General features: G+C 35.7%; 24 protein-coding genes. 17 read left to right on the forward strand and 7 right to left on the reverse strand.

Going from position 1 to position 24091, the window contains the following annotated elements:
• Positions 1–5: 5 nt before the first annotated feature.
• Genes ACNART_RS14575 through trmL form a run of 11 tightly spaced genes read left to right on the forward strand, consistent with a single transcriptional unit; the run spans position 6 to position 10864 of the window.
• Positions 6–1271, forward strand: a complete 1266-nt coding sequence (locus tag ACNART_RS14575; protein WP_368927751.1) for an O-antigen translocase — start codon at positions 6–8, stop codon at positions 1269–1271.
• A complete protein-coding gene (locus ACNART_RS14580; protein ID WP_368927753.1) occupies positions 1268–2401 on the forward strand; it encodes a hypothetical protein in 1134 nt (377 codons plus the stop codon). The genes ACNART_RS14575 and ACNART_RS14580 overlap by 4 nt, the downstream gene beginning before the upstream one ends.
• Complete coding sequence (locus ACNART_RS14585; RefSeq protein ID WP_368927754.1) at positions 2402–3445, forward strand: glycosyltransferase; 1044 nt, start codon at positions 2402–2404, stop codon at positions 3443–3445.
• On the forward strand, positions 3435–4448 hold the full coding sequence (locus ACNART_RS14590; protein WP_368927755.1) for a stealth family protein: 1014 nt from the start codon (positions 3435–3437) through the stop codon (positions 4446–4448). The genes ACNART_RS14585 and ACNART_RS14590 overlap by 11 nt, the downstream gene beginning before the upstream one ends.
• Before the next feature lie 24 nt (positions 4449–4472).
• A complete protein-coding gene (locus tag ACNART_RS14595; RefSeq protein WP_368927756.1) occupies positions 4473–5510 on the forward strand; it encodes a polysaccharide biosynthesis protein in 1038 nt (345 codons plus the stop codon).
• Positions 5511–6386, forward strand: a complete 876-nt coding sequence (locus tag ACNART_RS14600; RefSeq protein ID WP_368927757.1) for a dTDP-4-dehydrorhamnose reductase family protein — start codon at positions 5511–5513, stop codon at positions 6384–6386.
• Positions 6383–7510, forward strand: a complete 1128-nt coding sequence (wecB, locus tag ACNART_RS14605) for a non-hydrolyzing UDP-N-acetylglucosamine 2-epimerase (protein WP_368927758.1) — start codon at positions 6383–6385, stop codon at positions 7508–7510. The genes ACNART_RS14600 and wecB overlap by 4 nt, the downstream gene beginning before the upstream one ends.
• The gene (locus ACNART_RS14610; RefSeq protein WP_368927759.1) at positions 7498–8724 is read left to right on the forward strand and encodes a glycosyltransferase family 4 protein; all 1227 of its coding nucleotides are present in this window, start codon (positions 7498–7500) and stop codon (positions 8722–8724) included. The genes wecB and ACNART_RS14610 overlap by 13 nt, the downstream gene beginning before the upstream one ends.
• Positions 8721–9122 carry a WbuC family cupin fold metalloprotein gene (locus tag ACNART_RS14615; RefSeq protein WP_196576249.1) on the forward strand — a complete coding sequence of 134 codons (402 nt, stop codon included), beginning with the start codon at positions 8721–8723 and terminating at the stop codon, positions 9120–9122. The genes ACNART_RS14610 and ACNART_RS14615 overlap by 4 nt, the downstream gene beginning before the upstream one ends.
• A 60-nt stretch (positions 9123–9182) precedes the next feature.
• Positions 9183–10349 carry a nucleotide sugar dehydrogenase gene (locus ACNART_RS14620; RefSeq protein WP_368927760.1) on the forward strand — a complete coding sequence of 389 codons (1167 nt, stop codon included), beginning with the start codon at positions 9183–9185 and terminating at the stop codon, positions 10347–10349.
• 11 nt (positions 10350–10360) lie between these two features.
• On the forward strand, positions 10361–10864 hold the full coding sequence (gene trmL / locus ACNART_RS14625) for a tRNA (uridine(34)/cytosine(34)/5-carboxymethylaminomethyluridine(34)-2'-O)-methyltransferase TrmL (protein WP_036933349.1): 504 nt from the start codon (positions 10361–10363) through the stop codon (positions 10862–10864).
• A gap of 73 nt (positions 10865–10937) precedes the next feature.
• Here trmL and ACNART_RS14630 read toward each other — a convergent pair whose 3' ends face one another.
• The 5 genes from ACNART_RS14630 to ACNART_RS14650 all read right to left on the reverse strand — a co-directional run bounded on the left by ACNART_RS14630 (position 10938) and on the right by ACNART_RS14650 (position 14406).
• A complete protein-coding gene (locus ACNART_RS14630; RefSeq protein WP_368927761.1) occupies positions 10938–11498 on the reverse strand; it encodes a serine acetyltransferase in 561 nt (186 codons plus the stop codon).
• Positions 11498–12319, reverse strand: a complete 822-nt coding sequence (cysE, locus tag ACNART_RS14635; protein WP_416303622.1) for a serine O-acetyltransferase — start codon at positions 12317–12319, stop codon at positions 11498–11500. The genes ACNART_RS14630 and cysE overlap by 1 nt, the downstream gene beginning before the upstream one ends.
• Before the next feature lie 93 nt (positions 12320–12412).
• Positions 12413–13429 (reverse strand): NAD(P)H-dependent glycerol-3-phosphate dehydrogenase, encoded by a 1017-nt coding sequence (gpsA, locus tag ACNART_RS14640; RefSeq protein WP_198620326.1) that lies wholly within the window; start codon positions 13427–13429, stop codon positions 12413–12415.
• Positions 13429–13899 carry a protein-export chaperone SecB gene (gene secB, locus ACNART_RS14645; RefSeq protein ID WP_109373394.1) on the reverse strand — a complete coding sequence of 157 codons (471 nt, stop codon included), beginning with the start codon at positions 13897–13899 and terminating at the stop codon, positions 13429–13431. The genes gpsA and secB overlap by 1 nt, the downstream gene beginning before the upstream one ends.
• Before the next feature lie 69 nt (positions 13900–13968).
• A complete protein-coding gene (locus ACNART_RS14650) occupies positions 13969–14406 on the reverse strand; it encodes a rhodanese-like domain-containing protein (RefSeq protein ID WP_109373443.1) in 438 nt (145 codons plus the stop codon).
• A gap of 359 nt (positions 14407–14765) precedes the next feature.
• On the opposite strand from ACNART_RS14650, the gene rimO reads away from it, so the two are divergent.
• From rimO to ACNART_RS14665, 3 genes are all read left to right on the forward strand, one after another.
• Complete coding sequence (rimO, locus tag ACNART_RS14655) at positions 14766–16094, forward strand: 30S ribosomal protein S12 methylthiotransferase RimO (protein WP_099073937.1); 1329 nt, start codon at positions 14766–14768, stop codon at positions 16092–16094.
• A gap of 215 nt (positions 16095–16309) precedes the next feature.
• Positions 16310–17602: a murein hydrolase activator EnvC gene (envC, locus tag ACNART_RS14660; RefSeq protein WP_198620325.1), complete on the forward strand. Its 1293-nt coding sequence runs from the start codon at positions 16310–16312 to the stop codon at positions 17600–17602.
• A gap of 2 nt (positions 17603–17604) precedes the next feature.
• A complete protein-coding gene (locus ACNART_RS14665; protein ID WP_416303623.1) occupies positions 17605–18570 on the forward strand; it encodes a divergent polysaccharide deacetylase family protein in 966 nt (321 codons plus the stop codon).
• Between the two features lie 51 nt (positions 18571–18621).
• Here the strand turns inward: ACNART_RS14665 and tdh are convergent, their stop codons facing one another.
• Positions 18622–19647: an L-threonine 3-dehydrogenase gene (tdh, locus tag ACNART_RS14670; protein WP_023583402.1), complete on the reverse strand. Its 1026-nt coding sequence runs from the start codon at positions 19645–19647 to the stop codon at positions 18622–18624.
• Between the two features lie 9 nt (positions 19648–19656).
• The gene (locus ACNART_RS14675; protein ID WP_368927762.1) at positions 19657–20856 is read right to left on the reverse strand and encodes a glycine C-acetyltransferase; all 1200 of its coding nucleotides are present in this window, start codon (positions 20854–20856) and stop codon (positions 19657–19659) included.
• 270 nt (positions 20857–21126) lie between these two features.
• On the opposite strand from ACNART_RS14675, the gene rfaD reads away from it, so the two are divergent.
• The 3 genes from rfaD to rfaC are packed head-to-tail and all read left to right on the forward strand — an operon-like array spanning position 21127 to position 24083.
• The gene (gene rfaD, locus ACNART_RS14680; RefSeq protein WP_198620321.1) at positions 21127–22065 is read left to right on the forward strand and encodes an ADP-glyceromanno-heptose 6-epimerase; all 939 of its coding nucleotides are present in this window, start codon (positions 21127–21129) and stop codon (positions 22063–22065) included.
• 9 nt (positions 22066–22074) lie between these two features.
• Positions 22075–23127: an ADP-heptose--LPS heptosyltransferase RfaF gene (gene rfaF / locus ACNART_RS14685; protein ID WP_198626412.1), complete on the forward strand. Its 1053-nt coding sequence runs from the start codon at positions 22075–22077 to the stop codon at positions 23125–23127.
• Complete coding sequence (rfaC, locus tag ACNART_RS14690; RefSeq protein WP_198630112.1) at positions 23124–24083, forward strand: lipopolysaccharide heptosyltransferase RfaC; 960 nt, start codon at positions 23124–23126, stop codon at positions 24081–24083. The genes rfaF and rfaC overlap by 4 nt, the downstream gene beginning before the upstream one ends.
• Positions 24084–24091 lie beyond the last annotated feature (8 nt).

A 24091-nucleotide genomic window follows, 5' to 3' on the forward strand; every position in this document is an offset into this window, starting at 1 on the left:
TTATTTTGAATTTAATCAAAACATCATTCCTAAGTCTAATTTCTACATCAATAAAGATACTCAGTGCATTATTTATTAACAAAGCACTTTCACTATTTATTGGTCCTAGCGGTATAGCAACTATTGGTCAACTTCAGAATGTAATACAGATAGCAACCACTATTAGCCAAGGAGGTATACTCCCAGGTGTCACCAAATATACTGCTGAATATAATTTAACAAAAAATAATATAAATCTTAACTTACTTTGGTCTTCTGCATTTAGAATAATAATATTATTATCAATAGTTGTAGGTATTACTTTAATTACTCTTTCCACAAAATTATCTTTATATATATTAAATGATACAACTTATGCTATATATATATCATTATTAGGCATATCAATATTTTTCATAACATTAAATTCATTTTTTCTTTCAATTATCAATGGATTAAAAAAGATTAGGTTTTATATTTTTATAAATATAACACAGAGTATATTTATGTTAATATATTCTATTATATTGATATATTTATTTGGATTAAAAGGAGCTTTATTTTCTCTCGTTACAAACCAAGCTATTATCTTTATAATTATAATCATAAAAATAAGAAATAAATTTAATATAAGTTTCAAATATAGCCATAGTGAAGGGAAAAAATTATTTTTATTTTCTACTATGGCATTAACTTCAGCTATTGTTGGTCCGGCATCCCTAATAGCCATTAGAACTTATCTTACGCATAAAATATCTATTGAAGCATCAGGTTATTGGCAATCAATGTGGTATATATCATCTATGTATTTAATGGTAATTACAACTACTCTATCTATTTATTATATGCCAAGATTATCTGAAATAGTAAAACAAAAAGAATTAATAAAAGAATTATATACTGGATTAATATTTGTTACCCCACTACTCATAATAATGTCATCTACTATATATATATTACGAGAATTTATTATAGAGTTACTTTTTTCCAAAGAATTTATTCAAATGGAAATATTATTCAAATGGCAACTTTCAGGTGATATATTGAAGATTATATCTTGGTTATTTTCATATGTTTTAATAGCAAAAGCTAAAACGAAATTATTTATTGTAACTGAAATTTTAAACTTTAGCTTTTTCAGTATAGCATCACTTGTGTTAATTAATTACTTTGGATTAATTGGCGTATCTTATTCTTATTTCATATCAAATTTTGTATATTTAATTATTGTATCAACAATTGTATACAAAGTATTTTTAACAAAAAATTCAACTAATCAATATACTATATGAATAACGTAATTATTATAACTAAAGATTCAGCTCCAACTTCGGATCCTGCAGGATTAGTAATCTATCGTTACGCTCTATCTATCGCTAATCTAGGAATTAATACTAAATTATATTCTATTTTAAATAAAAAAAGCAAACAGAAAGAAATATTACCGGACTGGTTATTAACCATAATCCCCAAACACCTTAATGTAATTAATAAAGATAATATTTTTATATTATTATTCTCATTAATATTAAACATTAGAAATAAGATAAAAAAAAATGAAAAAATATACATTGTTACACATACTAACCCACTGTATAGCCACTGGCTTGGTATTGTATTAAAAGTTATTTTCCATAAAAATATCATATGGATTTCATCATTTACTGACCCATATGCAAAATCTCCTTTTGAAAAGAAAAAATTAAAAACTATAGGAAAATTAATTAGAGTTATAGAACAAAAAATAACACTTACTATATGTAATAAGATTATTTTTGTTTCGGATCTAATGTGCCAATATATTTGTGATAAAAATAAAACTGCAAAAGAAAAATCTATAATTATTCCTTTTTATTATAATGAATGTTGGAAAGCAGAAATAAAAAATCATATAAATAGTTCTAACTCGAACAATAGAATTAAAATTATACACACAGGTAATATTTACGGAAATAGGGATGCATCTTTATTTTTTAAAGCTTTATCCTATTTTGAAAATGAAATAGATTTTATAAACTTTGGAAAAATAAATAATCTGCCATCAGATATACTTTTACCAAGTAATATTACTATTAACGATGCTATTCCATATGAAAGTGTATTAAAAGAAATACATCAAGCTGATTATATTTTAGTAATTGACTCATTTTTCAAAGATATCCAAAATCCTTATATTCCATCTAAAATCGTTGATGCTATGTATTTAGATAAAAAAATAATAGGAATTACAGATAAAGGAACTGAGCTATATAAATTTCTTCTTAAGACAGAAAATATTACTATTGAAAATAAATTTCAGCTAATTTATGAAGAACTAGGTAAAATAACAAAACAATATTCTTATAAAACAAAGGATTATTCTCAATATTCAGATAATAAAATCTCTTACATTTTTAAGACAATATTTTTTCAGGATAAATAAATGAAAATAGTATTAGTTGGATATAACCCAAGAAATATTGGTGGTATTGAGTCTTTTTCACGAAATTTAAAAGAAAATATTTTCCCTGAACTATATTTTCTATATGAATATGATCAAAGTGGTCCTTTTGAAGTAAATGATTTTATAGGGGTATGTAAATATAATATATTTAATCGATTTTTAAATAAAATATCAAATGGATTACACACTAAGAACAAAATGAGATCTTATTTAAAATCAGAAAACTTTGATTATATATTATTAAACACTCCTAAATACCTAGATATTATTGACGATTTAAATAAAGTAATACTAATACAACATACTACTGTAGATAATTGGTGGTTATCAAAATATAAATTTAATAAAAATAACAAACTACTTTCTTTAGCAAAGAAAGTAAATAAGATTATCTCTCTTTCTGAAAAAGAGAAAGAACAGATAATAAATAAATTTAATATTGATGAAAAAAAAATTAATGTTATAAGCTTACCGTCAGGTCTTGAGTTTTATAATAAAACTAAAAAACCAGGTAAAAGTTTATTAATGCTAACCAGATTCCAAAATGAAATTAAAAGAATTGATTTAGTTATTAATGCAATGAAAAATTTACCAGATTTTAACTTAAACATATATGGAAGTGGTAAAGATGAAAAAGAATTACGATTATTAGCTGAAAAACATTCAAATGTAAAAATATATAAGGCCACTACAGAAAAATTAAAAATATTAGATGAAAATCATATCTATATCTTAAGTAGTGATTTTGAAGGGTATCCAGTAAGCCTTATTGAAGCAGCCTCAAGGAAGTTACCTCTAATTATTAGAAATACTTTTCCTTCTGCATCAGAAATTATTAATAAAAATGGAATATTATTAAAAAAAGATTGGAATGAGAACGAATTTTGTAAAGCTGTTCACGATATTTATCATGACTATGATAAATATTCTGAATCATCTGAAGAAATATACAATAAACATTCTCCTCTAAAAATAAAACAACAGTGGCAATCATTGATTATTGGAATAACCAATGAAAAATAATATAGACGTAGTCATTTATTGGGTTGATGGTGCAGATCCTAAGTGGCGAGAATCCTACAAAAAATATCATGGAACTAATCCAGGTAGATTTAGAGATTTAGGCACCTTAAAGTATGTATTAAGGGGTATTCAATATAACCTTCCATGGGTAAGATACATACATTTCATAACTAATGGCCAGCTTCCTTGTTGGTTAAATATAAATCATCCTAAAATAAAATTTCATACTCATGAAGAAATCTTTATATTTAAAGATAGCTTACCTGTTTTTAATTCTTCAGCTATTGAAATAAATTTTTCTAATATTAAAGGGTTATCAGAAAGATTCATTTTATTCAATGATGATATGTTAGTACTAAATTATTTACCAGAAGAACGTTTTTTTATCAAAAACCTACCTGTCGATTATTTAAAGCTATCTTATCCTAGAAAAGGCTTATTATACAAAAAAATAAAACCTCAAAACTATTTAGCAACTAGGTTTATTAATAATGCTTATAATTTTATCAAGAATAAATCCATAAATTCAATTAATAAAAACTCTCTTTTAAATAAAAATTATCTAAAGAAAACCAACCTTAATAATCTTATTTTTTCTATATTTAAAGAGGTTTATTGGATAGAAATTTATCATCACCCACAACCACATCTAAAATCCACATGGGATAAATTTATTAAAGAAAACAAAAATGGAATAATTAAAGAAACCATATATTCTAAGTTCAGATCACCTTCAGATATAAATCAATATTTATTTAGATTTATAAACTTATTAAATAATGAGTTTTATCCTCAACAATATATGGATCACCTATCTATTTATGTAAAAGACATAAATAAATTTATTAATAAAGGAATTGTACCTTTTAATTATTCATTATTATGTATATGTGAAGATGAATCTCTTTCAGATTCTGAATTTAATATTCTAAAAGATTATTTAACTTGTAGACTCAATGAAAAATTACCATATAAAAGTGATTTTGAGTTTAGTGAATTATAACATAGAAAAATAGAAGGTTTAATTATGTTTTCATCCAAAACGTTACTCATAACTGGTGGCACAGGTTCTTTCGGTAATGCTGTATTACGTCGTTTTTTAAATACTGATATCAAAGAGATTCGCATATTTTCTCGTGATGAAAAAAAACAAGATGATATGCGAAAATCATTTAAATCAGATAAATTAAAATTCTACATTGGTGATGTAAGAGATTATCAAAGTGTTGCCAATGCCATGCGTGGTGTGGATTACGTGTATCATGCAGCAGCATTAAAACAAGTACCATCCTGTGAATTCTACCCACTAGAAGCAGTAAAGACTAATGTATTAGGAACAGAGAATGTATTAGAAGCTGCAATCACATTTGGAGTTAAACGTATTGTTTGTTTAAGTACAGATAAAGCCGTTTATCCAATAAATGCAATGGGTATATCAAAAGCAATGATGGAAAAAGTCATTGTTGCTAAAAGTAGAAATTTGGAACACACCAATACCACTATTTGTTGTACTAGATATGGAAATGTGATGGCATCTAGAGGCTCCGTTATCCCATTATTTATTCGACAAATTGTCAATAATGAACCAATTACTATTACTAATCCAGAAATGACCCGTTTTATGATGACATTAGATGATGCAGTAGACCTCGTGTTACATGCATTTAAGAATGGTCAAAATGGTGATATTTTCGTGCAAAAAGCACCTGCCGCAACAATTAATACTCTAGTCAACGCATTGTTAGAAATAACCAATAAGCCTGATCATCAAGTTAATATTATTGGTACTCGTCACGGCGAAAAACAATTTGAAGCTTTATGCAGCCGAGAAGAAATGTTCGTTGCTCAAGAACAAGGTAACTATTATCGAATTCCAGCTGATAATCGAGACTTAAATTATTCAAAATACTTTGAAAAAGGCGAAAAGGATTTAGCTATTGTTGAAGATTATAATTCACATAATACTCAACGTTTAGATGTTAATGGCATGAAAGAGCTTCTTAGAAAACTTGATTTTATTAGAGAAATTGAATCTGGAAACATCATTATTCCTGAAGGTGTTTAAATGTTAAATATTTATATTTTAGGTGCCAGTGGTATGCTGGGTTATAGTATTTTCGCCAATTTGGCTGAATATAAAGGTTTTAATGTTTTTGGTACAGTTAGAAATATAAAAAATAAAGAAAATTATTTTTCTGAATTTAAAAACAAAATTATAGAAAATATTGATGTCTCTGATTTATCTTCTCTTGAAATTTTATTTCAAAAAAATAAACCAGACATTGTCATTAACTGCATTGGATTAATAAAACAACATAGTATTTCTAAACAATATATTCAAGCGATAAAAGTAAATGCTTTATTACCTCACGAATTAGCTCATATTTGTGACAATTATCAAGCAAAGTTAATTCACTTTTCTACAGACTGTGTTTTTGACGGAAAATCAGGTAATTATCAACAAACTGATATCCCGACAGCGACCGATCTTTATGGTCGAACCAAATACTTAGGTGAAGTCACTTATGGAAAACATTTAACTTTGCGAACATCAATTATAGGTCACGAATTATCTTCAAACGTTAGCCTAGTAGATTGGTTTTTAAATCAGAAAGATCAAGTAAATGGATATACTAAAGCTATATTTTCTGGTTTTCCCACATGTTATATAGCAAAGTTGTTAGCTGAAAAAATAATTCCGAATGAAAATTTGAATGGTTTATACCATTTATCAAGTGAAGCAATTGACAAATATACACTATTATCAGATATTGCGGCTATTTATCATAAAGAGATTATTATAAATCCATCAGAAGATCTTGTTATAGACCGTTCACTTAATTCAGCACCTTTACGTAATGAGATTAATTTTACTCCACCATCATGGAATGAATTAATCAAATACATGTATGAAGATTATAACAATAGGTATAAAAAGTGAAAAAATTAAAGATTGCAACTATAGTGGGAACACGCCCAGAAATAATTCGACTATCACGAATCATAAATAAACTAGATAGCTATTGTGAACATACTCTTGTTCATACTGGACAGAATTATGATTATGAATTGAATCAAATTTTCTTTGATGATTTAGAAATCAGGCCTCCTAATATTTTCCTTGAATGTGCTGGATCATCTGCTGCTGAAACAATGGCTCAAGTGATTAGTAAATCTGATAGAGTATTTGCTGAACTTAAACCCGACGCAATACTAATATTAGGTGATACAAATAGTGCTCTTTCTGCTATTTCAGCAAAAAGAAAAAAAATTCCTATTTTTCATATGGAGGCAGGTAATCGTTGTTTTGATCTTCGAGTTCCTGAAGAAATTAACAGAAAAATAGTTGACCATATCTCTGATGTCAATCTCCCTTATAGCGATATAGCAAGAGAATATTTACTTCGAGAAGGAATTAGCCCTGATTTAATAGTAAAAACAGGTAGCCCTATGGATGAAGTATTAGAATTCTACAAAGATAAAATTGCATCATCTAATATATTAAGAAATCTAAATTTATCTGATGAAAAATATTTTTTAGTGAGTATGCATAGAGAGGAAAATGTTGACTCAGAAAAAAATATAAAAAATTTTGTTAATACTTTAGATTCTCTAGCAAAAAAATATCAATTCCCAATAATTATATCTACACACCCAAGGACAAGGAAAAAAATAGAAGAATTAAAACTGTCATTTAATCCATTGGTTCATTTAATGAAACCACTGGGTTTTTCTGATTATGTACATCTACAAACTAAAGCTAAAGTTGTCTTAAGTGATAGTGGAACTATTACTGAAGAATCTTCAATCCTGAATTTTCCAGCCGTTAATATAAGAGAGGCACAGGAAAGACCAGAAGGATTTGAAGAAGGTGCAGTCATGTTTACAGGAATGAATGAAGAAAGAATCTTACAGGCTATATCTATACTTGAAAATCAGCCAAGAGGAAACTCTCGTCTAATCAAAAAAGTTAATGATTATATTGCTCCTAATGTATCGGAAAAGGTATTAAGAACCATCATTAGTTATACAGATTATATTAATCGAGTAATATGGAAAAAGTAAAATTAAAATTTGCTTTAATAATTGATGATTATTTGCCCCACAGTACTCGAGTTGGGGCAAAGATGTTTCATGAATTAGCATTAGAGCTACAATCCCTCGGGCACCATATTACAATTATTACACCAAACAAAGATCAATCAACTCATTTAGTCGTTGATAATTTAGATGGTATTACTGTTTGGCGTTTTAAAAATGGCCCAATTAAAGATATAAAAAAAATACCTAGAGCTATTAATGAATCACTACTTTCTTATAATGCTTGGAAAGCAATTAAACATTTAGTTAATCAAGATTCCTTTGATGGAATAATTTACTATTCTCCCTCCATATTTTGGGGGAAATTAGTTAATAAACTGAAGAAAAAATGTCAGTGTCCTTCTTATTTAATATTAAGGGATTTATTTCCCCAATGGATTGTTGATGCTGGTATTTTAAAAAAAGGTTCATTAATCGAACAATACTTTCGTTTTTTTGAACGTTACTCCTATAAACAAGCATCAATAATCGGACTAATGTCTCAAAAAAATCTAGATTATTTTTATAATCATGCAGAAAACAAAGATTTTAAATGTGAAATATTAAGAAATTGGGCAAATACTTCTCCAATAACTATTGAGAATGATAAATATATTTCAATACGTGAATCTTTAAACTTACAAAATAAAACTATTTTCTTTTATGGTGGAAATATTGGTCATGCCCAAGATATGGGTAACTTGATGCGACTAGTGAAGAAAATGAATATATATCCTGATGCTCATTTTCTTTTTATTGGGCAAGGCGATGAAGTTGAATTAATTAATACTTTAGCTAATAAATGGAATTTAAGTAATTTTAGTTATTTACCTTCTGTTGACCAAGAAGAATTTAAATTAATTCTTAAAGAAATGGATATTGGTTTATTCTCATTAGCTTCTCATCATTCAGCCCATAATTTCCCCGGAAAACTACTAGGATATATGGCTAATCATATTCCTATATTAGGTAGTGTTAATGAAGGAAACGATTTACAAGAACTAGTGAATAAAGAAAATGCAGGCTTTATTCATATAAATGGTGAAGATGATGATTTATTTGTGTCTGCTAAAAAACTCTATTTTGATGTAGAACTACGAAAAAAATGTGGTCATGATGCCTATTCTCTATTGTGTAAAGAATTTTCGGTTACCTCAATAGCAGAAACAATTGTAACTAGGCTAAGGTTATTAGAATGAAATATATAGATAAAGTATCATTAGATAACTTATATAACGAAGCAAAGAAATCAGAAAGGCTACGTTCCCATTTATTATTACATAAATCCCATGAAGACAAAGTACAACGCCTACTGATTGCTTTAGTGAAAGGTAGCTATGTTGAACCACATTATCACGAATTACCTCATCAATGGGAGATGTTTGTTATTTTAGAAGGGCAAATCGAAATTACTCTATATAACAATTCGAATGAAATTAAAGAAAGCTTTTTAGCCGGTGAAAATACCTCGATTTCTATTGTTAACTTAGAACCAAATGAAATACATAGTATCAAGTGTATCTCCCAAAAAGCACTAATGTTAGAGATAAAAGAAGGTCCTTTTGATCCAAATTATGCTAAAAAATTCTTAATTTAATAGATCCACTTACTATTTATAATATACCTATAAAATTAGGTTAATCTTAAAGGTCTATTTATGAAAATCACCATCTCCGGTACCGGCTATGTCGGTCTATCTAACGGGATACTTCTTTCCCAAAACAACACAGTTGTTGCGTTAGATATCAATAAAGAAAAAGTTGAATTGCTTAACAAAAAAATCTCTCCAATTTCTGATAAAGAAATTGAAGAGTTTTTAGCAACCAAAGAACTCGACTTTACGGCAACTTTAGATAAAGAGTTCGCTTATAAAGATGCGGATTTTGTTATCATTGCAACACCAACCGATTATGATCCTAAAACTAACTACTTTAACACCTCATCTGTAGAGTCTGTTATTCGTGATGTTTTAGAATATAATCCAAATACCACAATGATCATTAAATCAACAATTCCTGTTGGTTTTACCAAAGAAATGAGAGAAAAATATAATACAGATAATATTATCTTTTCTCCTGAATTCTTACGTGAAGGTCGTGCACTTTACGATAACTTATACCCTTCTCGTATTGTGATTGGCGAGCAATCAGAAAGAGCACAAAAATTTGCAGACCTTTTACAACAAGGCGCACTGAAAAAAGATATTGATGTTCTTTTTACAGATTCAACAGAAGCAGAAGCCATTAAATTATTTGCTAATACTTATCTAGCACTGCGTGTTGCTTACTTTAATGAGCTTGATAGCTATGCGGAATCTTACGGTTTAAACTCAAAACAAATCATTGAAGGTGTCTGTTTAGATCCGCGTATTGGCAATCACTACAATAACCCATCATTCGGTTACGGTGGTTACTGCTTACCAAAAGATACTAAACAACTATTAGCAAACTACGACTCTGTCCCTAATAATATTATTAGTGCAATCGTTGAAGCTAATCGCACTCGTAAAGACTTTATTGCAGATTCTATTATTGCTAAATCACCAAAAATCGTGGGTGTTTATCGTTTAATTATGAAATCGGGTTCTGATAATTTCCGCTCATCATCAATCCAAGGCATTATGAAACGAATTAAAGCCAAAGGCATTGAAGTGGTGATTTATGAACCAGAAATGAAAGAAGATACTTTCTTTAATTCAAGATTGATCCGTGATTTAAATGAGTTTAAAGCTATGTCTGATGTCATTATTACTAATAGAATGTCATCAGTGCTAAACGATGTTGAAGAAAAAGTTTATACTCGTGACCTCTTTGGTAACGATTAAATCGATTTCATATGCTCAATATCGTCTTATTTGAACCCGAAATTCCACCGAATACGGGTAATATTATTCGCCTGTGTGCTAACACAGGCTTTCATCTCCATTTGATCCAACCTTTGGGTTTTACTTGGGATGATAAACGTCTCCGTCGTGCTGGGCTTGATTATCGTGAATTTGCAGATATTAAACAGCATCACGATTACTATGCTTTTTTAGAAAGTGAAGGTTTAAATCCTGATAATGCACAATCACCGACAGGTGCGCGTGTATTTGCTTTAACGACAAAAGGGACTCCTGCACACAGTAATGTGAGCTATCAAGATGGAGATTATCTCCTGTTTGGACCTGAAACTCGTGGCTTGCCACCTTATGTATTGGATAATATGCCAACACAGCAGAAAATCAGAGTTCCAATGCTTGCAGATAGTCGCAGTATGAACCTATCAAATACTGTTGCCGTTGTAGTTTTCGAGGCATGGCGTCAACTAGGTTATCCTGGTGCGTTATTAAGAGACTGAAATGCAAAAAGCGCTGTTCATTAATAATGAGCAAGCGCTTTTTTTATTTAATCCAAAGATATTAAAACGTCATTTAATCTATTTCTGGTCGTTTCATTTCAGCAACAACCTTCGTAATATACCGACACCCTTCCCCTACATCTTTCAACACCAATGCGTGGGCGCCAATCACTGCATTATCACCTATATCTATCTCTCCGCCAATAATCGAAGAGTTACAACCAATATAAACATGGTTGCCAACTCGAATATCCGCTTTACCATCTTTCTCTTTTACACCAATAGTCACACCTTGCATTAAGGTCACATTCTCACCTAACTGACAGTAATTAGTGAGTACAATCCCGATGGGATGCGGTAATGAAAGACCTTTGCCTATACGTGTTCTTAGTGAGATATCGTTGCAATAATTACGATTATTGTTAGCACCAATGCGAGTGCCTAATTTTTTAAGAAAGCGATGATTAGAGAAATAAAAGAATTGGGCGACACGCCACCAAAATAGATAACGTGAGCGTTGGCAGAAAAAAACACGGTGCAAAAGCCTTATCCAACTAAAAGGCTTGTTATCACCAATATATTCAGCGTGTAAACAAGCCTTAAGTTCAGAGAGTGTGACTTCGGTTAATGCCATTAAATACCATCACCACATTCAAAACCGGGTACTACACCATTAAAGTGTTGATCCATATCGAGCGAAGGCTTGTCACTGGTCGGTTTACCCACAATGCGAGCAGGAACTCCTGCAACCGTAGTATGTGCTGGCACTTCATGTAATACCACAGAGCCAGCGCCAATTTTAGCACCGCGACCAATCTCGATATTGCCGAGTATTTTAGCACCTGCACCAATCATCACGCCTTCGCGCACTTTAGGATGACGATCACCGCAAGTTTTACCTGTTCCCCCTAAGGTAACAGATTGTAAAATAGAGACATCATTCTCTACGATAGCCGTTTCACCAATCACAATACCTGTCGCGTGATCGAGCATTATGCCATGACCAATGTGGGCTGCAGGATGAATATCAACACCAAAAGTAACTGAAATCTGGTTTTGTAGGTAAATGGCGAGTGCTTTACGATCTTGCCCCCATAACCAATGGGCTATGCGATAAGCTTGTAAGGCATGGAAACCTTTTAGATAAAGCAGAGGTGTGGAGTATTTATCAACAGCAGGATCGCGTAAACGAACGGCGGAAATATCATAAGCTGCAGATTCAATCATAGAATTATCGCTGCGATATGCTTCTTCAACAATCTCACGCACAGCAATCGCAGGCATTGTCTGAGTTGCCAGCTTGTTCGCCAGCATATAACTTAAAGCGCTGCCTAAATTTTCATGCTTGAGTAATGTCGCATGGAAGAAACTCGCCAAAATTGGCTCGCAATCTGCCAAACATCTTGCTTCATTTTTAATATGATCCCAGACTCTTTTTAGCTCTTCTAGCGACATACTCACTCTCATTCTTTTACATTGAAGCCTAAGTAAAAACTTAGGCTTCTTATGTTTAAAACAGAAATAAATAACTGACTATCTAAAATAGACTTAGAACAGATTGCTGTCTATCTCATCTTTCGTTGCGCGACCTAATAAAGATAATGCCGCTTCTTTGGCATCTTTATGCTGATATAAAATCTGGTAGATCTGCTCAGTGATAGGCATTTCAACACCAACTTGTTCTGCTAATGCGCGAACTTCTTTGGTATTGCGATAACCTTCAACTACCTGCCCGATTTTCTCTTGGGCAGTATCAACATCAAAACCTTGACCTAGCATCATACCGAATCGACGATTACGAGATTGGTTATCAGTACAGGTTAAGACTAAATCACCTAACCCTGCCATTCCCATAAAGGTTGCTGCATCTGCACCTAAGGCTTTCCCTAAACGGCTCATTTCAGCAAGACCACGGGTGATAAGCGCTGTACGTGCATTGGCACCAAAACCCATACCATCAGACATACCCGCACCAATCGCAATCACGTTTTTTACCGCACCACCCAGTTGCACACCGATAAAGTCAGGGTTTTTATAAACACGGAAGCTTTTGCCACAATGGAAAAGCTGTTGAAGCTCTTCAGAGAAGGTATTATCCGTTGATGCCACAGAAATCGCAGTAGGTAGACCTGCCGCAAGCTCTTTCGCAAAGGTAGGGCCTGATAAAACTGCTAGCGGGATTTCATTACCTAATACTTCACGCGCTACATCTTGCAATAAGCGACCAGTATGTGCCTCAAGTCCTTTTGTCGCCCAAACAACACGCGCATCCTGACGTAAAAAGGGTTTGATCTGTTGCAATACATCGCCAAAAACATGGCTTGGGATCACAACCAGAATATTACGGCTGGCTTCAATGGCTTTTTGCAAAGAAGCTTCCATGTATAAACTATCAGGAAAGGAAACATCGGGCAGAAATGCCTGATTACAGCGAGCTTGCTCTAACGCAGCAACATGCGCAGGATCATGACCCCAAAGCACAACGTCATGACCATTGCGTGCCAGTGTAATCGCTAAAGCGGTGCCGTATGAACCGGCACCGATAACTGTCATAGAAGCGTTCATTAAGCTTCTTCAACCCCTTCATTAGCGGCATCAGTTTGTTGCTGTTGTAAATAGTTCATAAACAACGCATCAAAGTTAACTGGTGCTAAATTCAGTTGTGGGAAAGTACCACGGCTGACTAAGTTAGTGATACATTCACGAGCATAAGGGAACAGAACGTTAGGGCAATATGCACCTAAGCAATGTGCCAGTTGAGTGCCTTCGATACCTTCAACGGTAAAGATACCTGCTTGTTGAACTTCACACAGGAATGCAGTTTCGTTATCCATTGTTGCGGTTACAGTCACGCGCAGAATAACTTCATAGACGTTTTCAGCTAAAGTATTAGAAGAAGTATCCAGATCTAATTTAACTTCTGGTTGCCACTCTTTTTGGAAAACTTGTGGGGCATTAGGCGCTTCAAAAGAGATATCTTTTGTATAGATACGTTGAATTTGAAAAGTCATCTCTTGGTTTTGCTGTTCTGACATAATAATCTTACCTTTTTATATCCTTATTAATTGAATAGCAGTAAGTATAGAACTCAATCTGCCCGCTCGTTACTTTTTACCTTTAGCCAGTGGTAAATTCTCACCACTCCAGCCTGAAAGACCATCTTTTAAGATAAAGACTTTTTCAAAACCGAGTTTAATTAGGCTCTCAGCAGGTTTTGCACCTTCAATGCCTGATGGTGACACAACAATAACTGGCTGTGATTTATATTTCTCCAGCTCAGCAATATTATTACTTTTGATTTCAGAAGGCGTTAAATTGATAGAATCAATGATGTGTCCTTTACGGAACTCATCACGGCTACGGATATCAACACACACCGCATTCTCTTTGTTTATCAAAGAAATCGCTTCTGTACGGGAAATATTTTTCGTCTTAGAAAAAAGCCCTTTAAAGGTCAATACAATGACCGCCACCAGCAATGCGACCCAAACAAAACTTAACAGGGTGTGCCGGTTGAAAAATTGCATTACTTCTTGCAGCATAGGATGCAATCACTCTCGTTAGTTAAAAATAGTATCAAAGAGCCAAAGTATACCTTTGTCATGGCGCAATTACAGCCTATTCCTGCGTTTCTCTTTCTATTTTTGCGGAAAGTTTCTCAACAATCATTTTTTTTATTGACGGATTTATGTACCATTAGCGCCGGTTCCGTGAAAAATGATGAATTGAAAAGGTATTGCCTTTTTACTCTACAGGATCCCTCTTCAGGCAAGCTATTAATAAATCAGCATCCCTTATAATGGCTACTTACGTATAAAATCGCCCATTTTACGTAAGATTTATACCTGTCTGAGATACAACAACTATCTGTTATTTATTTAAAAGTATTGAGAACACGAGCATGTCGCAAACAAATCAAGTGCCTAAAATTGGATTCGTTTCATTAGGTTGTCCTAAAAATTTAGTGGACTCTGAACGTATCCTAACCGAACTGCGTACAGAAGGTTATCAAGTTGTTCCTACCTATAATGATGCTGATTTAGTCATCGTCAACACCTGTGGGTTTATTGACAGCGCAGTACAAGAATCGCTAGAAGCGATTGGTGAAGCACTCGATGAAAACGGTAAAGTGATTGTTACTGGCTGTTTAGGTGCAAAAGAGAACCAAATTCGTGAAGTGCACCCAAAAGTACTCGAAATCACAGGGCCTCATAGTTATGAGCAAGTTTTATCTCATATTCACCACTATGTACCAAAACCTGATCACAATCCTTTTCTCAGCCTTGTTCCTGAACAAGGTGTAAAATTAACGCCTCGTCATTACGCCTATTTAAAAATATCTGAAGGCTGTAATCACCGTTGTACTTTCTGCATTATTCCATCAATGCGAGGCGATTTAGACAGTCGTCCAATTGGTGAAGTATTAGGTGAAGCTAAAAGATTAGTTAATGCAGGCGTAAAAGAGTTACTTGTTATCTCTCAAGATACTTCTGCTTACGGTGTTGATACTAAACATCAAACAGGTTTTTGGGATGGAATGCCTGTCAAAACCAGTATGGTCAGTTTATGTGAACAACTGGCAAAATTAGGCATTTGGGTTCGTTTACACTACGTTTATCCATACCCACATGTTGATGATGTCATTCCTTTAATGGCTGAAGGCAAAATTTTGCCTTATTTAGATATTCCGCTTCAGCATGCTAGCCCTAAGATCTTAAAACTGATGAAACGCCCAGGTGCCGTTGAACGTACCTTAGAGCGCGTAAAACGCTGGCGTGAAATTTGCCCTGAATTAACCTTACGTTCTACCTTTATTGTTGGTTTTCCGGGGGAAACAGAAGAAGATTTCCAAATGTTGTTGGATTTCCTCACCGAAGCACGTTTAGATCGCGTAGGTTGCTTTAAATACAGCCCTGTTGATGGTGCAAAAGCAAATGAACTGGCGGATCAAGTGCCTGAAGAAGTGAAAGAAGAACGTTATCATCGCTTTATGCAGTTGCAACAACAAATTTCGACTGAACGCCTACAAGAAAAAATCGGCAAAGTATTGCTGGTTATGATTGATGAAGTCGATGAAGAAGGCGCGATTGGTCGTAGCATGGCTGATGCTCCTGAAATTGATGGTGCTGTTTACCTCAATGAGCAATTTGATGTAGAGCCAGGGCAAATCGTGCGTGTTCTTATTGAACATGCTGACGAATATGACCTTTGGGGTACTATCGTCGAATAATCTCTCTCGTGGACAGCGTGATATTCTATTGCGCTGTCACACAGATTGCCTCTTTTTTCCGCTCTCCTATTATTATTGCTTTATAATCTCTTATTAATTGAATAGATTACCTGTTAGGTATTATCTGAAATTTCGGCTTTATTTCGTGTTAGCTGGTCAGTTGTTTTGTGACATGAAATAATCTTACAAACTGTTATGAAAGGTACGTTGGTCAGATGGCAGAGAAAATGGATCTTCAAAAAAAAACACATCCGTCTTATCGTGTATTTTCTTTACCGTTAATCACGTTGCTTATTAGCACCTCTCTCTTTTCTGCATCCCCTGTTTTTGCGAACACATTAACGGATAATCGTAATCAGCTAAAAGATTTACAAACCACGATTGCTGAAAAAGAAAAACAGGTTCAAGAACAACAAAAACAACGTACAGCCCTTCTTAATCAATTAAAAACACAGGAAACCCAAATTTCTAGCGCTGGTCGCTCTGTGCATGAAACACAAAACCGCTTACAAACGTTAGGCAAAGAGATCAAAACCATTACCGCAAATATTGCACGCTTACAAAAACAGTATCAGTCTCAACAAGAATTATTAGCTCGCCAAATGGATGCGGCTTATCGTCAAGGTAAACATCAAGGTATAGAGCTTCTATTTCGTGGTGAAGAAGGCCAGCGTGAAGAGCGTATCTTAGCGTATTACAGCTATATTAATGATGCGCGTAAAGAAACAATGGCAGAGCTTGCTCAAACATCAAAAGAACTTGAAGCGGAAAAAAACGCTCAACAAGCAAAACAAAATGAACAAAAACAAGTTCTCACAAAGCAACAACAAGAGAAGCAAAAGCTTGATAACGCATTAGCCGCTCGCCAAAAAACGCTAACTCAACTTGAATCAACATTAAAAGCGGATCAGAAAAATTTAGCCACTATGCGGGCTAACGAAGCACAGTTAAGAAATAAAATTGCACAAGCAGAGCGTGAAGCCAAAGCCCGTGCTGAGCGAGAGGCCCGAGAAGCCGCTCGCATTGCAGCAAAACAGCGTGAAGCACAACAACGAGGTTCAACCTATAAACCAACAGCCGAAGAGCAATCATTGATGTCTCGTACAGGCGGTTTGGGTAGACCTGCTGGACAAGCCATTTGGCCTATCAGAGGCTCTTTATTACACCGTTTTGGCGAGTCTATTTCTGGCTCTGGAGAATTACGTTGGAAAGGTATTGTTATACCCGCGGCGCAAGGTACCGAAGTAAAAGCTATTGCTGATGGTCGCGTGTTGTTAGCCGATTGGCTTCAAGGCTATGGTTTAGTCGTCGTGGTTGAACACGGTAAAGGCGATATGAGTCTTTACGGTTATAACCAAAGTGCTTTAGTGAATGTAGGTCAGCAAGTTAAAGCTGGACAAGCTATTGCTTTAGTCGGTAACAGTGGTGGGCAAGAGCGTTCAGCACTCTATTTTGAAATTAGACGTCAAGGGAAAGCGGTAAATCCAGTTCCTTGGCTTGGGAGGTAGGTTTGAAATTACTTGGCACATTACAACGCAAGCATTCTTTTTTACTTAGTTTAATGTTGCTAAGTCTGGTTGTGAGTACTCCCTCATTCGCAGCCAAATTAGCCATTGTGATTGATGATTTTGGTTATCGTAAAAAAGAAGATAACCAAGTTTTACAACTTCCTACAGCAGTGTCTATCGCTATTTTACCTGATTCCCCTCATGGTAAAGAAATGGCAACTAAAGCTCATACTCAAGGGCGAGAAATCCTGATCCACATGCCAATGGCTCCTATTAGCAAACAACCTCTAGAGCGCGATACCCTAAAACCTTCTATGGGTCAGGATGAAATTAACCGCATTATTCAGCATGCTATTAGTAATGTTCCTTTCGCTGTCGGTATGAATAACCATATGGGTAGTGCGATGACCTCCGATAGACAAGCGATGGATAGAGTCATTAAAGCCCTTAATCACTCAAACCTCTATTTTTTAGATAGCGTGACCATTGGTAATACACAAGCGGCCATTGCTGCAAAAGCCGCAGGTGTTCCCTCTTTACGCCGTCATGTTTTTCTCGATAACGTACAAACCGAAGCTGAAACAAGACAACAACTCGCTCGCGCTATTGCTTTAGCACGAAAGAATGGCTCTGCAATTGCGATTGGACACCCTCACCCTTCAACCGTCCGAGCATTACAGCAGCAGTTGCCTTTATTACCTGCTGATATTCAACTGGTTGCACCGAGTACTCTATTAAAACCACAGGCAGAAAAACCAATACAACCAGAACCACCCAAAGTTGTACCGCCAACAGAACAACCACAAGAGCCAAAACCTGCGTCTTGGTTAAAACCCGCACAAGAAGCCATTATTTCGATGAAAAAAAGTACGCTGATTAATACCTTATCAAGCGGGTTTAGCTCCTCAGAAAAAAAGAAAATACCGCCTACGCCTACTCCGAACGAAATCGGTGAAGTTGAAAAATAATGCAACAAAAAAGAGCCTTAAAAGGCTCTTTTTTTGCTTAGCTATCACATATCACTGCCAATCTAAAATCACTTTACCCGATTGACCTGAACGCATGATATCAAAGCCTTTTTGAAATTCATCAATTGGGAATTGATGAGTAATAATAGGCGAGAGATCAAGGCCAGACTGAATAAGTGCCGCCATTTTATACCATGTTTCGAACATCTCACGGCCATAGATACCTTTAATAAACAATCCCTTAAAGATAACTTGTCCCCAATCAATCGCCATATCAGAAGGCGGAATACCTAAAAGGGCAATACGACCGCCATGATTCATAGTATTCAGCATGGTACGAAACGCAGGTGGTGCACCTGACATTTCTAATCCCACATCAAAACCTTCTGTCATGCCTAGCTCTTTCATCACATCGATTAAGTTTTCTTTGCTGACATTAACTGCTCGGGTAACACCCATTTTTTTCGCAAGATCAAGGCGATATTCATTAACATCCGTGATCACCACATGACGTGCACCCACATGTTTACAAATTGCAGCAGCCATAATACCAATTGGGCCAGCACCAGAAACCAGCACATCTTCTCCCACTAAATCAAAAGATAACGCGGTATGAACGGCATTACCAAATGGGTCAAAAATAGCTGCTAATTCATCAGGAATATTGTCTGGAATTTTAAATGCATTAAAGGCAGGGATAACCAGATATTCAGCAAAACAGCCCGGGCGATTTACACCCACCCCAATGGTATTACGGCATAAATGCGTACGACCACCACGGCAATTACGGCAATGACCACAAGTGATATGCCCTTCACCAGAGACGCGATCACCAATATTAAAACCTTTCACTTCCTGTCCTATCGCAACAATTTCGCCGATATACTCATGCCCCACAACCATAGGAACAGGAATTGTTTTTTGTGACCACTCGTCCCAGTTATAAATATGAACATCAGTGCCACAAATTGCTGTTTTACGAATTTTGATCATCACATCGTTATGACCAAGTTCAGGTACTGGAACATCGGTCATCCAGATACCTTCTTGCGCTTTTAATTTTGACAATGCTTTCATATGGGAACCTTATGCAATCACATTAAGTTGTTTGCCGATTTTGATAAATGCCGCCACTGCACGCTCAATTTGTTCAGTAGTATGTGCTGCCGACATTTGTGTACGAATACGAGCTTGGCCTTGTGGTACAACAGGATAGAAGAATCCTGTGACATAAATCCCTTCATCAAGTAAGCGGGTTGCAAACTCTTGTGCTAATTTAGCGTCGCCTAGCATCACTGGAATAATCGCGTGATCAGCACCCGCCAATGTAAAGCCTGCCGTACTCATTTTTTCACGGAAAAGCGAAGCGTTACGCCATAAACGAGCACGTATTTCATCGCCTGTTTTCAGCATATCTAAAACAGCAATAGAGGCAGAAACAATTGCAGGTGCTAACGAGTTGGAAAATAAATAAGGGCGAGAACGCTGACGTAACCACTCAACCACTTCTTTGCGTGCTGCGGTGTAACCACCCGATGCACCGCCTAAGGCTTTACCTAAAGTGCCCGTGATAATGTCGACTCTGTCCATCACATCACAATACTCATGAGTTCCGCGGCCTTGTTCACCCACAAAACCCACGGCATGCGAATCATCGACCATCACTAAGGCACCAAATTCATCCGCTAAATCACAGATACTTTTAAGATCTGCAATCACACCATCCATAGAAAATACGCCGTCTGTCGCGATCATAATGTGGCGAGCATTCTCTGCTTTGGCTTTTTCAAGTTGTGCGCGCAGTTCTGCCATATTGTTATTGGCGTAGCGATAACGCTTCGCTTTACATAAACGCACACCATCAATAATAGAAGCATGGTTTAAGGCATCAGAGATAATTGCATCTTCGGGCCCCATTAATGTTTCAAATAATCCACCATTGGCATCAAAGCAAGAGGAATACAAAATGGCATCTTCCATACCTAAAAATTCAGCAATTTTATTTTCTAATGTTTTATGTGAATCTTGAGTACCACAAATAAAACGTACAGATGCCATACCAAAACCGTGACTATCCATACCTGCTTTTGCTGCTTCAATCAGTTTGGGATGATTAGCCAAACCTAAATAGTTATTAGCACAAAAGTTAATAACATGGCTTCCGTCAGCAACGGCGATATCTGCGTTTTGTGAAGAAGTGATGATACGCTCATTTTTAAAGAGGCCATCTTGACGAGTTTGTTCGAGTTGTTGATTAATTTGTTGATAGAAAGAGTGGGTAGACATACTTTCTCCTAAGACTACAGGGCGAAAAGAGGTAACATACATTTTTGATTATAATGTAGTCGTTATTGTTTCTTATTCTATGCCTTCGTTCTATTAAAAACGACAAATGTAAATAAATAATGTTATTTGTGTAATTAAGATCACTAATACACACTGTGTTTTTCGAGAATTTCAGCCTGTTGTTCCGTGATGAATACTACCGTTAATGCTGTTCAGTGTTATTATAGACCTAGAGCTAATTTTTAGATTTTTATATGAAGGGGTAGCCACATGATTATCGTCACGGGCGGTGCAGGTTTTATCGGCAGCAATATTGTTAAAGCATTAAATGATGAAGGTTATACCGATATATTGGTTGTTGATAACCTTAAAGATGGCACCAAGTTCGTGAATTTGGTCGATCTGAATATTACCGATTACATGGATAAAGAAGATTTTATTGCGAGCGTTGTTGCAGGTGATGATTTCGGCGATATCGATGCGGTTTTCCATGAAGGTGCTTGCTCATCGACCACTGAGTGGGATGGCAAATATATGATGGATAACAACTATCAATATTCTAAAGAGCTACTTCATTTTTGTCTTGAACGCCAAATTCCTTTCTTATATGCCTCTTCGGCTGCCACTTATGGCGGTCGTACAGATAACTTTATCGAAGATAGAAAATACGAAGCACCTTTAAATGTCTACGGTTATTCAAAATTCCTATTCGATGAATATGTACGCCAAATTTTACCTGAAGCAGAATCGATGATTTGTGGCTTCCGTTATTTTAATGTTTATGGCCCTCGTGAAGGACATAAAGGCGGTATGGCAAGTGTTGCATTCCACTTAAATAACCAAGTAAATGCTGGACAAAATCCTAAGTTATTTGAAGGTAGCGAAACCTTCCAACGCGACTTTATTTATGTAGGTGATGTGGCTGCGGTTAATTTATGGTTCTGGCGCAATAATGTATCGGGAATTTTTAACTGTGGTACAGGCCGCGCTGAATCATTCCAAGCGGTTGCAAACGCAGTTATTGCGCACCATAAAGATAAAGATCTCTCTATCGAACATATTGAATTTCCAGAAAAATTGAAAGGTCGTTATCAAGCCTTTACACAAGCAGATCTCACAAACTTACGTAAAGCAGGTTATACCGCACCATTTAAAACGGTTGCCGAAGGCGTTGAGCTTTATATGCAATGGTTAAATCAAGGTAAGTAATCGCTGTTTATGAAAATCTTTGTGGTAGGGCCTTCATGGGTCGGGGACATGATGATGTCTCAAAGTCTTTATCGTACATTGAAAGCATTACATCCTGCGGCAACGATTGATGTGATGGCACCAGCGTGGTGCCGTCCATTACTCGAAAAAATGCCAGAAGTTGATAATGCCATCCCAATGCCGTTAGGCCATGGTGCATTAGCGATTGGTGAGCGTCGTCGTTTAGGAAAGCAATTAAGAGAAAATGGTTACACGCACGCTTATGTATTACCTAACTCGTTTAAATCTGCATTAGTCCCTTTCTTTGCAGATATTCCTAAGCGCACAGGCTGGCGTGGAGAAATGCGTTATGGCCTATTAAATGATTTACGCCCTTTAGATAAAGATGCCTTCCCGCTGATGGTTGAACGCTATGTGGCTCTAGCTTATGACAAGCAAAAAGTCCAAAAAGCGACAGATTTACCTCAACCTCTGCTTTGGCCTAAGTTATCGGTTACAGAGCGTGATATATCTACCACATTGACTCAATTTTCATTATCTACACAGCGCCCTGCAATTGGTTTTTGCCCCGGTGCTGAATTTGGTCCTGCAAAACGTTGGCCTCATTATCATTATGCAGCTTTAGCACAAAAATTAATTGCTGAGCAGGGTTATCAGATTTTCCTTTTTGGCTCTCAAAAAGATAAAGAAGCGGGTGAAGAGATAAAACAAGCCCTAACACCAGAAGCACGTGAAGCCTGTTTTAATCTGGCAGGTGAAACCAGCCTTGAACAAGCGGTTAATTTGATTGCGTCTTGCAAAGCCGTCGTCAGTAATGATTCTGGTTTAATGCATGTAGCAGCTGCATTAGAACGCCCATTAGTCGCACTTTACGGCCCAAGTAGCCCTGATTTTACACCTCCGTTATCCCATAAAGCGCGTGTGATCCGTTTAATTACGGGTTATCACAAAATCCGTAAAGGGGATGCTGAACAAGGCTATCACCAAAGCTTAATTGATATTCAGCCAGAGCAAGTCTTTGCGGAACTTGAACACTTGTTGTCAACGGAGCCATCAGCGTGAAGCGGGTATTAATCGTTAAAACCTCCTCTATGGGAGATGTTTTACATACATTGCCCGCATTGACTGATGCAATAAATGCGTATCCTGATATCCGTTTTGACTGGGCTGTTGAAGAAGGCTTTGCACAAATTCCAAGCTGGCACCAAGCTGTTGATACTGTTATTCCAGTAGCAATACGCCGTTGGCGTAAAAATTGGTTTAGTGCGCCTATTCGTGCTGAGCGCTCACAATTTCGTCAAGCGATTCAAGCTCATCATTATGATGCTGTGATTGATGCACAAGGTTTACTAAAAAGTGCATTTTTAGTGACACGCTACGCCAAAGGCACTAAACACGGCTATTCTCGTCAATGCGCCCGCGAGCCTTTAGCTAGTTTTTTCTACAATGTTCGCCATGATGTCAGCAAAAAAATGCATGCGGTTGAACGTATTCGCCAACTCTTTGCGCTGAGCTTAAATTATCCCATTCCACAATCTCAAGGTGATTATGGGATTGCACAGCATTTTCTCTCACTTCCATCCTTTGATGAACGCCCTTATTTGGTATTCTTGCACGCAACAACCCGTGATGAAAAACACTGGCCAGAATCTCATTGGCGAGAATTAATCGCCCTACTCGCTGATTCAGGATTGCGCATTAAGTTACCTTGGGGCGCAGAGCATGAACATCAACGCGCTATCCGCCTAGCTAAAGATTTTGACTATGTTGATGTATTGCCAAAAATGTCCCTCGCGGATGTTGCTCAAGTGATTGCTGGTGCAAAAAGTGTAGTTTCTGTGGATACGGGGTTAAGCCACTTAACCGCGGCATTAGATAAACCGAATATCACTCTATTTGGCCCTACCGATCCTGGTTTAATCGGCGGTTACGGTAAGGCACAAATGTCTGTGAAAGCAGAAGGTGGAGATATTGGTGAGATAAAGCCACAGCAAATATTCGACCTTCTTGATATTTAGTCTTATAA

The sequence above is a fragment of the Proteus sp. LHD240705 genome (assembly GCF_047921555.1).
GTDB lineage: Bacteria > Pseudomonadota > Gammaproteobacteria > Enterobacterales > Enterobacteriaceae > Proteus.

What these genes read in the sequence shown, in the direction of transcription:
- ACNART_RS14580 (WP_368927753.1), top strand. Translation starts at nt 1,268, where the DNA reads ATGAATAACGTAATTATTATAACTAAAGATTCAGCTCCAACTTCGGAT.
- ACNART_RS14585 (WP_368927754.1), top strand. Translation starts at nt 2,402, where the DNA reads ATGAAAATAGTATTAGTTGGATATAACCCAAGAAATATTGGTGGTATT.
- ACNART_RS14590 (WP_368927755.1), top strand. Translation starts at nt 3,435, where the DNA reads ATGAAAAATAATATAGACGTAGTCATTTATTGGGTTGATGGTGCAGAT.
- ACNART_RS14595 (WP_368927756.1), top strand. Translation starts at nt 4,473, where the DNA reads ATGTTTTCATCCAAAACGTTACTCATAACTGGTGGCACAGGTTCTTTC.
- ACNART_RS14600 (WP_368927757.1), top strand. Translation starts at nt 5,511, where the DNA reads ATGTTAAATATTTATATTTTAGGTGCCAGTGGTATGCTGGGTTATAGT.
- ACNART_RS14610 (WP_368927759.1), top strand. Translation starts at nt 7,498, where the DNA reads ATGGAAAAAGTAAAATTAAAATTTGCTTTAATAATTGATGATTATTTG.
- ACNART_RS14615 (WP_196576249.1), top strand. Translation starts at nt 8,721, where the DNA reads ATGAAATATATAGATAAAGTATCATTAGATAACTTATATAACGAAGCA.
- ACNART_RS14620 (WP_368927760.1), top strand. Translation starts at nt 9,183, where the DNA reads ATGAAAATCACCATCTCCGGTACCGGCTATGTCGGTCTATCTAACGGG.
- trmL (WP_036933349.1), top strand. Translation starts at nt 10,361, where the DNA reads ATGCTCAATATCGTCTTATTTGAACCCGAAATTCCACCGAATACGGGT.
- ACNART_RS14630 (WP_368927761.1), bottom strand. Translation starts at nt 11,498, where the DNA reads ATGGCATTAACCGAAGTCACACTCTCTGAACTTAAGGCTTGTTTACAC.
- cysE (WP_416303622.1), bottom strand. Translation starts at nt 12,319, where the DNA reads ATGTCGCTAGAAGAGCTAAAAAGAGTCTGGGATCATATTAAAAATGAA.
- gpsA (WP_198620326.1), bottom strand. Translation starts at nt 13,429, where the DNA reads ATGAACGCTTCTATGACAGTTATCGGTGCCGGTTCATACGGCACCGCT.
- secB (WP_109373394.1), bottom strand. Translation starts at nt 13,899, where the DNA reads ATGTCAGAACAGCAAAACCAAGAGATGACTTTTCAAATTCAACGTATC.
- ACNART_RS14650 (WP_109373443.1), bottom strand. Translation starts at nt 14,406, where the DNA reads ATGCTGCAAGAAGTAATGCAATTTTTCAACCGGCACACCCTGTTAAGT.
- rimO (WP_099073937.1), top strand. Translation starts at nt 14,766, where the DNA reads ATGTCGCAAACAAATCAAGTGCCTAAAATTGGATTCGTTTCATTAGGT.
- envC (WP_198620325.1), top strand. Translation starts at nt 16,310, where the DNA reads ATGGCAGAGAAAATGGATCTTCAAAAAAAAACACATCCGTCTTATCGT.
- tdh (WP_023583402.1), bottom strand. Translation starts at nt 19,647, where the DNA reads ATGAAAGCATTGTCAAAATTAAAAGCGCAAGAAGGTATCTGGATGACC.
- ACNART_RS14675 (WP_368927762.1), bottom strand. Translation starts at nt 20,856, where the DNA reads ATGTCTACCCACTCTTTCTATCAACAAATTAATCAACAACTCGAACAA.
- rfaD (WP_198620321.1), top strand. Translation starts at nt 21,127, where the DNA reads ATGATTATCGTCACGGGCGGTGCAGGTTTTATCGGCAGCAATATTGTT.
- rfaF (WP_198626412.1), top strand. Translation starts at nt 22,075, where the DNA reads ATGAAAATCTTTGTGGTAGGGCCTTCATGGGTCGGGGACATGATGATG.